The organism is Streptomyces sp. NPDC020489, assembly GCF_044386545.1.
GTDB lineage: Bacteria > Actinomycetota > Actinomycetes > Streptomycetales > Streptomycetaceae > Streptomyces.
Map to the genome: position 1 here is coordinate 549208 of NZ_JBIRUZ010000004.1, position 12566 is coordinate 561773.

Annotated in this window: 12 protein-coding genes; 10 read left to right on the forward strand and 2 right to left on the reverse strand. The window is 71.4% G+C overall.

Going from position 1 to position 12566, the window contains the following annotated elements:
• Positions 1 to 18 precede the first annotated feature (18 nt).
• The gene (locus ACH41F_RS13120) at positions 19 to 783 is read right to left on the reverse strand and encodes a DUF4239 domain-containing protein (RefSeq protein ID WP_391238833.1); all 765 of its coding nucleotides are present in this window, start codon (positions 781 to 783) and stop codon (positions 19 to 21) included.
• 287 nt (positions 784 to 1070) lie between these two features.
• On the opposite strand from ACH41F_RS13120, the gene ACH41F_RS13125 reads away from it, so the two are divergent.
• The 5 genes from ACH41F_RS13125 (at position 1071) to ACH41F_RS13145 (ending at position 6217) form a co-directional block, all read left to right on the forward strand.
• Positions 1071 to 1382 (forward strand): hypothetical protein, encoded by a 312-nt coding sequence (locus ACH41F_RS13125; protein WP_391238830.1) that lies wholly within the window; start codon positions 1071 to 1073, stop codon positions 1380 to 1382.
• Positions 1383 to 1604: 222 nt separating this feature from the next.
• Positions 1605 to 2555 carry an SCO0930 family lipoprotein gene (locus tag ACH41F_RS13130; protein WP_391238827.1) on the forward strand — a complete coding sequence of 317 codons (951 nt, stop codon included), beginning with the start codon at positions 1605 to 1607 and terminating at the stop codon, positions 2553 to 2555.
• A gap of 272 nt (positions 2556 to 2827) precedes the next feature.
• Complete coding sequence (locus ACH41F_RS13135; RefSeq protein ID WP_398835107.1) at positions 2828 to 3649, forward strand: SAM-dependent methyltransferase; 822 nt, start codon at positions 2828 to 2830, stop codon at positions 3647 to 3649.
• Positions 3646 to 5781 carry a putative bifunctional diguanylate cyclase/phosphodiesterase gene (locus ACH41F_RS13140; protein ID WP_398835108.1) on the forward strand — a complete coding sequence of 712 codons (2136 nt, stop codon included), beginning with the start codon at positions 3646 to 3648 and terminating at the stop codon, positions 5779 to 5781. The genes ACH41F_RS13135 and ACH41F_RS13140 overlap by 4 nt, the downstream gene beginning before the upstream one ends.
• Before the next feature lie 49 nt (positions 5782 to 5830).
• On the forward strand, positions 5831 to 6217 hold the full coding sequence (locus ACH41F_RS13145; protein WP_398835111.1) for a DUF4440 domain-containing protein: 387 nt from the start codon (positions 5831 to 5833) through the stop codon (positions 6215 to 6217).
• A gap of 19 nt (positions 6218 to 6236) precedes the next feature.
• Here ACH41F_RS13145 and ACH41F_RS13150 read toward each other — a convergent pair whose 3' ends face one another.
• On the reverse strand, positions 6237 to 7121 hold the full coding sequence (locus ACH41F_RS13150) for a LysR family transcriptional regulator (protein ID WP_398835112.1): 885 nt from the start codon (positions 7119 to 7121) through the stop codon (positions 6237 to 6239).
• 120 nt (positions 7122 to 7241) lie between these two features.
• On the opposite strand from ACH41F_RS13150, the gene ACH41F_RS13155 reads away from it, so the two are divergent.
• The 5 genes from ACH41F_RS13155 to ACH41F_RS13175 all read left to right on the forward strand — a co-directional run bounded on the left by ACH41F_RS13155 (position 7242) and on the right by ACH41F_RS13175 (position 12382).
• Entirely contained in the window at positions 7242 to 7913 is a 672-nt protein-coding gene (locus ACH41F_RS13155; protein WP_391238991.1) for a succinate dehydrogenase, read from the forward strand.
• Positions 7914 to 7915: 2 nt separating this feature from the next.
• Entirely contained in the window at positions 7916 to 9865 is a 1950-nt protein-coding gene (locus ACH41F_RS13160) for a fumarate reductase/succinate dehydrogenase flavoprotein subunit (RefSeq protein WP_398835115.1), read from the forward strand.
• The gene (locus ACH41F_RS13165) at positions 9862 to 10608 is read left to right on the forward strand and encodes a succinate dehydrogenase/fumarate reductase iron-sulfur subunit (protein WP_391238809.1); all 747 of its coding nucleotides are present in this window, start codon (positions 9862 to 9864) and stop codon (positions 10606 to 10608) included. Before ACH41F_RS13160 ends, ACH41F_RS13165 begins: the two co-directional genes overlap by 4 nt.
• A gap of 200 nt (positions 10609 to 10808) precedes the next feature.
• Positions 10809 to 11576: a GNAT family N-acyltransferase gene (locus ACH41F_RS13170; protein ID WP_391238806.1), complete on the forward strand. Its 768-nt coding sequence runs from the start codon at positions 10809 to 10811 to the stop codon at positions 11574 to 11576.
• Positions 11576 to 12382: a 1-acyl-sn-glycerol-3-phosphate acyltransferase gene (locus ACH41F_RS13175; RefSeq protein WP_391238803.1), complete on the forward strand. Its 807-nt coding sequence runs from the start codon at positions 11576 to 11578 to the stop codon at positions 12380 to 12382. The genes ACH41F_RS13170 and ACH41F_RS13175 overlap by 1 nt, the downstream gene beginning before the upstream one ends.
• The last annotated feature ends 184 nt before the right edge of the window (positions 12383 to 12566 follow it).

Consider the following 12566-nt stretch of genomic DNA (forward strand, 5'->3'; position numbering starts at 1 on the left):
CCGTGGGGTGCGGGCGGGTCAGGGCCTGACGTCGGGGAAGAGGGTCACGAACGGCTCCGCCGACGCGGTGATGCCCCGGCTGTAGGGCGCGTCGAAGTCCCAGATCAGGAAGAGCAGGAAGGCGATCAGCGCGGAGAAGATCCCGGCGAGGATCAGCTCACGCGGAGTCCGCCGGATCTGGAGGGCCAGCACCATGCCGATGGTGACGACGGCCCCGCCGATCAGCCCGAACCAGACCACGCCCGGCATGGTCGCCCCCATCGAGTTGATACGGGCGTTGCGGGCCTGGTCGGCCGCGGCGACCTGGTCGACCAGGGGCTGGTAGGCCTGCGCCTGGAAGTCGGTCGCCGGTTCGTAGTCGGTGACGTCCTGACGGATCCGGGCGAGCAGGTCGGTGCCCCGCTGGGTGGCCCGGCCGTCGTCGGCCATGCTCTTCCACTCGGTGTGCACCACGTGTCCGACATAGGCGTTGACATCGCCCCGAATACGGTCACGGACGTCGGCCGGGTAGACCCGGACCCGCTCCGAGATCTCGTGCAGGGCGACCGCCTCCGTCTGGACGTGGTCCTGGGCGGCGCTGCGGCCCTCCCAGACGCCCGCGATGGCGAGGCCCAGGACGATGGCGTACACCACGCCGATCCACATCGTCATGTACTCGATGACGTCCGGGGTCTCGCTGGGGTCCTCGTCGTCGTCCGCAGCCTTGTGGCGGAAGACCGAGATGGCGACCACCACGGCACAGGCGGCCAGCATCGCGAGGGTGAGAACAAGCCATTCAGGCATGGGGTGCCTCCAGTGATCAGCGCGGACGCAGCGCGGCGACGGCCACCACTGCGGGCACCGTGATGAGCAGGACGAAGGTGAGCGGCGAGGTGCTGCCGCGACTCGGGCGCCGGGGCGCCGGTGCCTCGTACGCCGGGTAGTGCACGGGAGCCGCGGCGGGGGCGGGTGCCGGCTTGGCGGGGGGCGTGGGGCTGGGGGGCGGTGCCGGGACGGGCGGGGGCGTGGGCGCGGGAGCCGGTGGGGGCTGGGGCACCGCCGGTCGTGGCGCGGGGGGAGGTGGTGTGGGGGTGGGTGTCGGGGTCGGGGTGGGCTTCGGGGTCGGGGTCGGGGTGGGCTTCGGTTTCGGCGGCGGAGGGGGCGTCGGTGACGGTTCCGGCTCGCAGGTCGGCGTGGGGGTGGGTGTGGGGCTCGGGGTGGGTTTCGGGCAGGTCGGGGGCGTCGGCCAGGTGAGGCTTCCGGCCACCGCCACCGCCGTGATGCCGTCCGGCCCGATGGAGGCGGAGGCGCAGGCGTCGGCCGAGGCCGTGTCCGCCGGGACGCCAACGACCAGCCATGTCAGTGTCAAGAGCAACAACACCCGTATGGCCGGGGCGTATTGAGTCGGTTCGGGTCGCTGCACGACGGAGATCATGAACCCAGAACGCGTTCTCACGTGTCCGGGTACCGGGGGAATGCCCCGAACGAGTGATCGTCCCGCTACACAGGTTCTGAAAAGAAAAATGTGCCCGCGTTGAACACAACAGCCACTTCCGTCCGTACCCATGGACGTGCGGCGACGCAGTAGGGCGTCGCAACACCCGTACGATATTGGGGAGTTGACGATGAAGACCTCCTGGCGGAGCGCCTCACTCGTGGCAAGCGCTGCGGCGGTCCTGGCGCTGACGACGGGGTGCGGCCAGGAAGCGGCCCCGTCCGCGAGCAGCCAGAACGTGGGTGCGACGGCCGCGGCCGGCGACTACGGAAGCGCGGGCGCCGGCATCGGCTCCGGCATCGGCAACGCCACTGCGAGCCCCTCGGCCTCAGCGGGCGGCAGCCAGGTCGCCGGCGCGGGCAAGCTGGCCGTCGTCACCAATCCCGAGCTCGGCAAGGTGCTGACGGATGCCGGCGGGCTGACCCTGTACCGCTTCGACACGGACACCGCCGAGCCGCCGAAGTCCAACTGCGACGGCGACTGCGCGGCCACCTGGCCGCCGGTGCCCGCCGACGACGCCTCGGCCGGTGAGGGCATCGACAAGTCCCTGCTCGGCGAGGTGACCCGCTCCGACGGCAGCAAGCAGCTGACGATCGCGGGCTGGCCGGCGTACCGCTACGCGAAGGACGTCAACGCCGGGGACGTCAACGGCCAGGGTGTGGGCGGCAAGTGGTACGCGCTCGCCCCGACCGGCAAGAAGGCCTCGCTGAGCGAGCTGCCGGGGCTGTCCACCCGCCAGGACCCCAACCTGGGCGAGATCGTCGTCGACAAGAACGGCATGACGGTCTACCGCTTCATCAAGGACGTGGCCTGGCCGGACCCGATCTCGAAGTGCACCGGAGCCTGCCTCGAGAAGTGGCCCGCGGTCGCGCCCGTGGAGGCGAACGACACCAAGGGCGTCGAGAAGAAGGGCCTGATGAGCTTCACCCGGCCCGACGGGGTCAAGCAGCAGACCATCGACTGCTGGCCCATCTACACCTTCGCCCAGGACAAGGAGCCGGGTGACACCAACGGTCAGGGCGTCGGCGGCACCTGGTACGCCGTCTCGCCCGACGGAAAGCCGGTCGGCGCGAAGAAGTAGAGGTCAACTCCCCAGGGCCTGACCGCCCCACTCGTCCGGGCGCACCGGACGGCACGCATCGCGCACGACCCACCGGCCCGCCCTCCTGTGACCGCACACAGGGGGGCGGGCCGGTTTGCCGTGTTTCAGCGGGACTTGGGCAAGGTCGACCCGGCACGTGCCGCAGGCAGTGACCGGGAACGGACGGTCAATTTCCGGTTCCGCTCGCCCCTTTGGCAGGCGATCAGTAGCCTCAGCTCGAACACCGGATCGCCTACGCCTTGGAGAGATAGATGGAGCGTCCCGCCTGGGCCCCACGAAGCATCGACATCTCGGTGCCTAGCGTTTCGCGGATCTACGACTTCTACCTGGGCGGTTCGCACAACTTCGAGGTCGACCGGGAGGCGGCCCGCAAGGCGATGGAGTTCATGCCGGGGCTCCCCAAGATCATGCAGGCGAACCGGGCGTTCATGCGCCGAGCCGTGCGCTTCGCGGTGGATCAGGGCATCACCCAGTTCCTGGACGTCGGCTCCGGCATCCCGACCTTCGGCAACGTCCACGAGGTGGCCCAGTCCGCCAGTCCCGGCGCCCGGGTCGTCTACGTGGACCACGATCCGGTGGCCGTCGCGCACAGCGAGGCCGTCCTCGCGGACAATCCGGACGCGGGTGTCGTCGCGGCGGACCTCCGCAAGCCCCAGGAGATCCTCGCGAGCGCCGAAGTTCAGCAACTGATCGACCTGAACCGGCCGGTGGCCCTGCTTCTCGTTGCCATACTGCACTTCGTGGAAGACGAGGACGACCCCTACAGTGCGGTGGCCGAGCTGCGTGACGCGCTCGCGCCCGGCAGTCTGCTGGTGCTCACGCATGCCTCGTTCGAGGGAGTCCCGCTGCCGGCGGAGCGGGCCTCAGGCGCGGTGGACGTGTACAAGGACATCCGCAACCCGCTGATCATGCGCTCGCGTGACGAGATCGCGCGGTTCTTCGAGGGGTACGACATGGTGGAACCGGGACTGGTGCCGATGCCGCGCTGGCGGCCGGAGACGGAAGCCGGGGACCCCGACGACGAGGATCCCTGGGCCTTCTCCGGGTTCGCCGGCGTGGGGCGTACCGCGTGAGCGCCGAGCCGGACGGACCGGAGGACAGACTGCGCCGGTTCGCGACGATCTGGAGCCGGGCGGTGTTCCCGGTGACCACGACGTCCTCGACCCGCCCCGAGTTCGAGGCGCAACTCCTGCCGCTGGCCCGCCGGTTGAGCGAGGCGCTGCGGGCGAGGACCTTCGACGCGGACGTCGGCAGGTCGGTCGGCGGCGCGCTCGTCACGGTGCACTGCACCGACCCGGAGGCGCTCAGCCGGAGCCTGGACTGCGTCGACGCCTACCTGGTGCTTTACTGCGGCGGCGACGGCGACCAGCAGGACCTTCGGGTGCGTGCCTCGCGGCTCCAGCACGCCATGGCCGCCGGGTTCGCCGCGGCGCTGCGCGAGCGGACTCTGGCCGAGCAGGAGGCGATCTCCGCCGCCGCGCTCAAGGCCCAAGGGGTGGTGGCGCAGGCCCTGCACGCGAGCGAGGCCCGCTTCCGCGCGGTCTTCGAGGGCGCCGCCATAGGGATCGGCATGGCCGACCTCGACGGCAACATCCTCCAGGTCAACGAGGCGCTGCTGCGCATGTTCGGCCTCTCCGAGCCGATGATGCGGGGCCGCAACGTCCGGGAGTGGACGCACCCCGAGGACGCGCCCCAGACGTGGACCCTGTACGACGAACTCGTCCGCGGCGAGCGTGAGCACTACCACCTGGAGAAGGCGTTCTCCCGCCCCGACGGGACGGCGCTGTGGACCAACCTGACGGTCTCCCTGCTGCGGGACGCGGACGGCAACCCGCAGTACCAGCTGGCGCTGATGGAGGACACCACCGAGCGTCGGCTGCTCAACCTCCGGTTGCGTTACGAGGCCACGCACGACGCGCTCACGGGCCTGCCCAACCGGACCTTCTTCTTCGAGCGCCTGGAGAAGGCTCTCGGCGCGGGGGCGGGCCAGCGCTTCGGGCTGTGCTACCTCGACCTGGACGGTTTCAAGACCGTCAACGACAGCCTCGGTCACGCGGCCGGCGACCGGCTGCTCGTCGAGGTCGCCGACCGGCTCCAGTCGTGTGCGACGGCGCCCGGTGAGATGGTCGCCCGTCTGGGTGGTGACGAGTTCGTGGCGCTGACCACCGGGACCGACACCGAGCGGGAGGTCGACGAGCTCGCCTCACGGATCATGAACGCGCTGATCAACCCGATCAGTGTGGACGGCCGTGAGCTGACCGTGCGCGGCAGCATCGGCATCGTCGAGGGTCCGGCAGGGGAGCGCAGCGCGGCCGAGGTGCTGCGCAGCGCCGACATCACGATGTACCGGGCCAAGTCGGCCGGCGGCAACCGCTTCGAACTGGCGGACGCCGAGGCGGACGCGCGGGCCATCACCCGCCACGGCCTGACCACCGCCCTGCCGACGGCCCTGGACCGCGGCGAGTTCTTCATCGAGTACCAGCCGCTGGTCCACCTCGGTGACGGCAGCGTGCGCGGCGCCGAGGCGCTGGTGCGCTGGCTGCACCCGCAGCACGGCGTGCTCGGCCCCGACCGCTTCATCCCGCTCGCCGAGCACACCGGACTGATCGTCCCGCTGGGCCGCTGGGTCCTGGAGCACTCGGTCCGGCAGGCCCGCGCGTGGCGGGAACGGCACGCGGACGCGGGGCCCCTGCGGATCAACGTCAACCTCTCGCCGTGCCAGCTCACCCATCCCGGCCTGGTCCAGGACACGGTGGACATCCTGGAGCGCGCGGGTGTGGAGCCGGACGCGCTCTGCCTGGAGGTCACCGAGTCGGCCCTGATCGGCGCCGACGACGACCTGCTGAAGCCGCTGCGCCGGCTCGCCGAGATGGGCGTCGACATCGCCCTGGACGACTTCGGCACCGGCTACTCCAACCTCGCCAACCTGCGCCGGCTGCCGGTGAGCGTGTTGAAGCTGGACCGCTCCTTCACCCAGAGCATGCAGCAGTTCCCGGCGGACCCCGTCGACCTCAAGATCGTCGAGGGCATCGTCTCCCTCGCCCACAGCCTCGACCTCGCGGTCACGGTGGAGGGCGTGGAGACCGGCGCGCAGGCCGAGCAGCTGCGGATACTGGGCTGCGACACCGCCCAGGGCTGGTACTACGCCCGCCCGGGCCCGCCGGAGCGGCTGCACGAGCTGGCGTTGGTGGACGCGACGGGCTGAGCGCGGAACCCGGTGGCGGGGGCGGCGGGGCGTGCGGGAGGATGCGCGGATGACGCACGCTTCGGATGACGTGAACCAGGCGATCGCCGGCGAGCTGAGCCTCCTGGACCCCGCCGTCCGCGCCTCCCGCGCCCGCTTCGAGCCGCTGCTCGACCCCGAGTTCGTCGAGGTCGGCTCCTCCGGCCGGCGCTACACGTACGAGGAGATGCTGGCCTGGCTGCCCGAGCACCCGGGCGGCTCGCAGGTCGGGCCCCGCTACGAGCCGTCGGACATCACAGGCGTCGTCCTGGCCCCCGGGCTGGTGCACCTGACGTACGAGACGCGCTTCGAGGGCCTGCGGGCCCGTCGCAGCTCGCTGTGGCGCAAGGTGAGCGAGGAGACGGGCTGGCGGATGTACTACCACCAGGGCACCCCGGTGCCGTTGGACGTGACCTGAGCGCGGGGGAGCGGCCCGCTCACCGTTCGAGGAGCATCCGCTGCAACTCACGCGCCGCCCGTGGCGGGGCCACGTCGCTGCGGTGGGCCAGTGCGATCGTGCGGTGCAGTCCGGGGCGGGCGAGCGGGGTGACGCGCAGGCCGCGTCCCGATCTGGCGGCCACCATGCGCGGTACCACCGCCACGCCCAGCCCGGCCCGCACGAACCCCAGCACGGCGTCCATCTCGCCGCCCTCCACCGCGAGGTCGGGCTCGAACCCCTCCGCACGGCACGCGGCGACGGTCAGCTCCCGCAGGTCGTAGCCGTGCCGGAACATCACCATCCGTTCGCCCTCCAGGTCGGCGACGCGCACGCTGCGGTGCCCTCGGCCCGGCCTGGCTGCCTCCGGCGACGACACCACCACCAGGTCCTCCCGGAGCAGCTCCACCGTCGTCAGGGCCGGTGAGGGGGTCGGCAGCGGGAGGACGACCAGCGCGAGGTCGAGGGCGCCGCGGGCCAGTTCCCGCACGAGGTCGTGGGAGCCGCCCTCCTCGATCAGCAGGCGGATCCCGGGATAGCGGTCGTGGAAGGCGCGCAGCACGTCCGGCAGCAGGCCGGTGCACAGGCTGGGGGTCGCGCCCAGCCGCACCCGGCCGCTGCGCAACTGCGCCAGTTCCTGCACCTCGTGCCGCGCGGTGTCCGCGTCAGCGAGGATCCGCCGGGCCAGCGGCAGCAGCGCCTCGCCCGCGTCGGTGAGGGTGATGTTGCCCCGCGCCCGGAGGAAGAGATCCGCCCCGAGCTCCCGCTCCAGCGCCTTGATCTGCTGGGACAGGGAGGGCTGTGCGACATGGACCAGGTCGGCGGCCCGGGTGAAGTGCCGGGTCTCGGCGACCGCCACGAAGTACTGGAGCTGCTGGAACTGCATCCTCGTACGATAGCCGCTGCCTATCGAATCAAGCCGGACCATGTCTTGGACCGATCGGGCTGTCCGGCCCTAGCGTCTTGAGCCATGGCTCTGGCAACGCGGACGGACCGACGGCCGTCGATGGCGCGCACGGTGTGGGACAGCTCCGTCGGCAAGAAGACGGTGATGGCCCTCAGCGGCTTGATCATGCTGCTGTACCTGGCCGTCCACATGCTCGGCAACCTGAAGATCTTCTTCGGGCCCGGCGAGTTCAACCACTACGCGCACTGGCTGCGCACGCTCGGCGAGCCGTTCATGCACTACGAGTGGACGCTCTGGCTGATCCGCGTCGTCCTCGTCGTCGCGGTCGTCGCCCACGCCACCTGCGCCTACCAGCTCAGCCGCCGCGACCTCCGGGCCCGCCCGACGAAGTACGTGCACCGCAGGGCGCGGGCCAGTTACGCCACGCGCACCATGCGCTGGGGCGGTGTCATCCTCGGCCTGTTCATCGTCTGGCACCTCCTCGACCTGACGACCGGCACGGTCCACACGGGCGGCTTCGAGGAGGGCCGGCCCTACCAGAACGTGCTGGACACCTTCTCCACCTGGTACGGCAACGTCATCTACATCACCGCGGTGCTCGCGCTCGGTCTGCACGTCCGCCACGGCTTCTGGAGCGCCGCCCAGACCCTCGGCGCCGGCAGCCGTACCCGCGACCGCGCCCTGAAGGCCACGGCCGACGTCCTCGCACTGGTGCTCACGGCCGGCTTCCTCGCCGTGCCCGTGGGCGTCATGACCGGATTGGTGAGCTGAACATGAACGCATTCGCGGACTACCGGACCGGTGAGCCGCTGACGGACGGCAAGGCCCCCTCCGGCCCGGTCGAGGAGCGCTGGGACAAGCGGCGTTTCGAGGCGAAGCTGGTGAACCCCGCCAACCGCCGCAAGCACACGGTGATCGTCGTCGGCACGGGGCTGGCCGGTGGCTCGGCCGGCGCCACCCTCGCGGAACAGGGCTACCACGTCGTGCAGTTCTGCTTCCAGGACTCACCGCGGCGGGCCCACTCGATCGCCGCGCAGGGCGGGATCAACGCGGCGAAGAACTACCGCAACGACGGCGACTCGATCCACCGGCTGTTCTACGACACGGTCAAGGGCGGCGACTTCCGCGCCCGGGAGTCCAACGTGCACCGGCTCGCGCAGATCTCGGTGGAGATCATCGACCAGTGCGTGGCGCAGGGCGTGCCGTTCGCCCGGGAGTACGGCGGCCTGCTGGACACCCGCTCCTTCGGCGGCGTCCAGGTCGCCCGCACGTTCTACGCCCGCGGCCAGACGGGGCAGCAACTGCTGCTGGGCGCGTATCAGGCCCTGTCGCGGCAGATCGCCGCCGGGAACGTCGAGATGCATCCGCGCACCGAGATGCTCGACCTGATCGTCATCGACGGCCGGGCGCGCGGGATCGTGGCCCGCGACCTCGTCACCGGCCGGATCGACACCTACTTCGCGGACGCCGTCGTACTCGCCAGCGGTGGATACGGCAACGTCTTCTACCTGTCGACCAACGCGATGAACTCCAACGCCACCGCGGTGTGGCGAGCGCACCGGCGGGGCGCGTACTTCGCCAACCCATGCTTCACCCAGATCCATCCGACGTGCATTCCGCGCACCGGTGACCACCAGTCGAAGCTGACCCTGATGAGCGAGTCGCTGCGAAACGACGGACGCATCTGGGTGCCGAAGGCACAGGGTGACACCCGCCCGCCGAACAAGATCCCGGAGGAGGAGCGCGACTACTACCTGGAGCGCGTCTACCCCTCCTTCGGCAACCTCGTCCCGCGTGACATCGCCTCACGCGCCGCGAAGAACGTCTGCGACGAGGGGCGGGGCGTCGGGCCCGGTGGGCAGGGCGTCTATCTCGACTTCGCCGACGCCATCGAGCGGATGGGCCGCACGGCGGTGGAGGCCAAGTACGGCAACCTCTTCGACATGTACCAGCGGATCACCGACGAGGACCCGTACCAGGTGCCGATGCGGATCTACCCGGCGGTGCACTACACGATGGGCGGTCTCTGGGTCGACTACGACCTCCAGACCACCGTCCCCGGCCTGTTCGCGATCGGCGAGGCGAACTTCTCCGACCACGGGGCCAACCGGCTCGGTGCCTCCGCCCTCATGCAGGGGCTCGCGGACGGCTACTTCGTGCTCCCGGCCACCATCAACGACTACCTCGCGCGCCACCCCCACCAGGAGCCCGTCCCGGTCGAACACCCCGTGGTCCAGGAGGTGCTGGCCGAGACGGAGGACCGCCTCAACCTGCTCCTGGCGGTCGACGGCGACCGCACCCCGGACTCCTTCCACCGTGAAGTGGGCGAGCTGATGTGGGAGTTCTGCGGCATGGCCCGCACCGACTCCGGGCTGCGCAAGGCACTGGAACGCATCCCGCAGATCCGCGAGGAGTTCTGGCGCCGCATCAAGGTCCCCGGCACGGGCGAGGAGCTCAACCAGTCGCTGGAGAAGGCCAACCGCATCGTGGACTACCTCGAACTGGCCGAGCTGATGTGCCTGGACGCCCTGCATCGCGCCGAGTCCTGCGGCGGCCACTTCCGCGAGGAGTCCCAGACCCCGGACGGCGAGGCGGCCCGCAAGGACGACGAGTTCGCCTACGTGGCCGCCTGGGAGTTCACCGGCACCGGCGAGGCCCCCGTCCTGCACAGGGAAGACCTCGTCTTCGAGTACGTCCACCCCACCCAGCGGAGCTACGCATGAAGCTCACCCTGCGCGTCTGGCGGCAGAAGAACGCCGACGCCGACGGCGCGATGTCCACGTACGAGGTGGACGGCATCTCCTCGGACATGTCCTTCCTGGAGATGCTCGACACCCTCAACGAGGACCTCATCCTGCGCGGTGAGGACCCCGTCGCCTTCGACCACGACTGTCGTGAGGGCATCTGCGGCGCCTGCTCGCTCGTCATCAACGGCGACGCGCACGGCCCGGAGCGCACCACGACCTGCCAACTGCACATGCGGTCCTTCAAGGACGGCGACACCATCGACATCGAGCCGTGGCGGGCCTCGGCGTTCCCGGTGATCAAGGACCTCGTCGTCGACCGGTCCGCCCTCGACCGGATCATCCAGGCCGGCGGGTACATCACCGCCCCCACGGGCGCCGCCCCCGAGGCGCATGCCACACCGGTGCCGAAGCCGGACGCCGACCTCGCGTTCGAGCACGCCGAGTGCATCGGGTGCGGCGCGTGTGTGGCCGCCTGTCCCAACGGGGCGGCCATGCTGTTCACCTCGGCGAAGGTCAACCACCTGAACGTGCTGCCGCAGGGAGCGCCCGAGCGGGAGACACGGGTGCTGGACATGGTCGCGCGGATGGACGAGGAGGGCTTCGGCGGCTGCACGCTGACGGGGGAGTGCGCGACGGCCTGCCCGAAGGGCATCCCGCTGGTGTCCATCACCGGGATGAACAAGGAGTGGCTGCGGGCCACGCGGAAGGTGAAGCGGTAGCACGGCAGGGGGACTTGCCCAGGTGCGGCCGCGGGTCGCCCGTCGCGGTCACCGTTCCGTTCAGCAAGCTCACATCCCGGCTCTCGTACGCGGTCATGTACCGGCCAGACGGCATCGGAAGAACGGTTACGCGCAGGTTCCACACCCGGCCTGCCCGTTCTTCCGCTCAGGCCGTACCGGCCCGTGACCTGGAGTGAGCCATGACCGCCGTATCCGCCCTGGACTCCCCGCCCCTGTCCGCGCTCCCCACGCGGTACACCGTCACCCTCGCCCGCGACGAGTCCGACGTACGGGCCGCGCAGCGGCTCCGGCACGACGTGTTCGCCGGGGAGATGGGCGCCCGGCTGACCTCCCCGCAGCCGGGCCTCGACATCGACCCCTTCGACGCCCACTGCGACCACCTCCTCGTCACCGACACCACCACCGGGCAGGTCGTCGGCACCTACCGGCTGCTGCCGCCGGAGCGCGCCGCGCTCGCCGGACGGCTGTACTCCGAGGGCGAGTTCGACCTGTCCCGGCTCGACGGCCTGCGTCCCGGCCTGGTCGAGGTCGGCCGCTCCTGTGTGCACCCCGCTCACCGGGACGGCGCCGTCATCGGACTGATCTGGGCCGGCATCGCCCGTTACATGATCGACCGGGGCCACGAGTGGCTGGCCGGCTGCTGCTCCATCCCGCTCGCCGACGGCGGCACGCTGGCCACCGCCACCTGGGACCGGGTACGGGACAAGCACCTGGCGCCGCAGGAGTACCGGGTACGGCCGCTGCTGCCCTGGACCCCGGGGGAACCGGGAGGCACCCGCACCGAGCTGCCCGCCCTGCTGCGCGGCTACCTCCGCCTCGGCGCCTGGGTGTGCGGGGAGCCCGCGCACGACCCGGACTTCGGGGTCGCCGACCTGTACGTGCTGCTGTCGATGCGCCGGGTCGACCCGCGCTATCTGCGGCACTTCCTCTCCCTCGTACCGGCCTGATGGGCGGCTGGCTGCCCAGCGCGCCCTGCACCCCGGGGGCGTGCGTGGAACCGACCGGGCCCGGCGCGGCACTGCCGCGGGCCGTGCTGCGCCTGGTGGCGGTGACGGCCCTGGTCCTCGCCGGGGTCGTGCTGTCGCCGCTCGGCGGGCGGATCCCCGCCGGGCTGGTACGACGCTGGTGCCGGTGGATCGTGCGGGCCGCGGGGGTCCGGATCCGGGTCACCGGCACCACCGCGCCCACCGGCGGAGTGCTGCTGGTCGCCAACCACATCTCCTGGCTGGACGTCCCGCTGCTCGCCGCCGTACGCCCGGCCCGGATGCTCGCCAAGTCCGAGATCCGGCGGTGGCCGGTGGCGGGAGCGCTGGCCGGTCGAGGCGCCCTGTTCATCGACCGGGACCGGCTGCGGGCCCTGCCGGACACCGTCGCGCGGATCGCCCGCTCGCTCGGCGCGGGCGACGCCGTCGCGGTCTTCCCCGAGGGCAGCACCTGGTGCGGTCGCGCCCAGGGCACCTTCCGCCGGGCCGTGTTCCAGGCCGCCCTGGACGCGGACGTGCCCGTGCAGCCCGTGCGGCTGGGCTACCGGTGTGACGGGGGCACGGCCAGCACCGCGCCCGCGTTCGTCGGCGAGGACACCCTGCTCGCCTCGGTGTGGCGGGTGGTCTCGGCACGGGGACTGGTGGCCGAGGTGGAGGTCCGGGCCGTCATCCCGCCCGGCAGCCATCCCGACCGCCGCACCCTCGCCCGGGCCGCACAGCCGACGGCTTCGCCCCAACCCCACTGGGTCCACTCGGTGTTGGTCGCCTAGACGCGGTGCTCACGCGCCGCCGCACCGCCCGGTGGGGCCCGCCGAAAACCGGTTGATCGGCCCCGCACCGCGCCCCTATCGTCCTGCCTGCCCCAGTCGTCCGAGTCAGGATGTGCCGTTGTACACCGTGTGAGACACCCCGAGCGCTGAATCGTCGCGCGTCGCGCCCTGCGCGCCGCGCTCC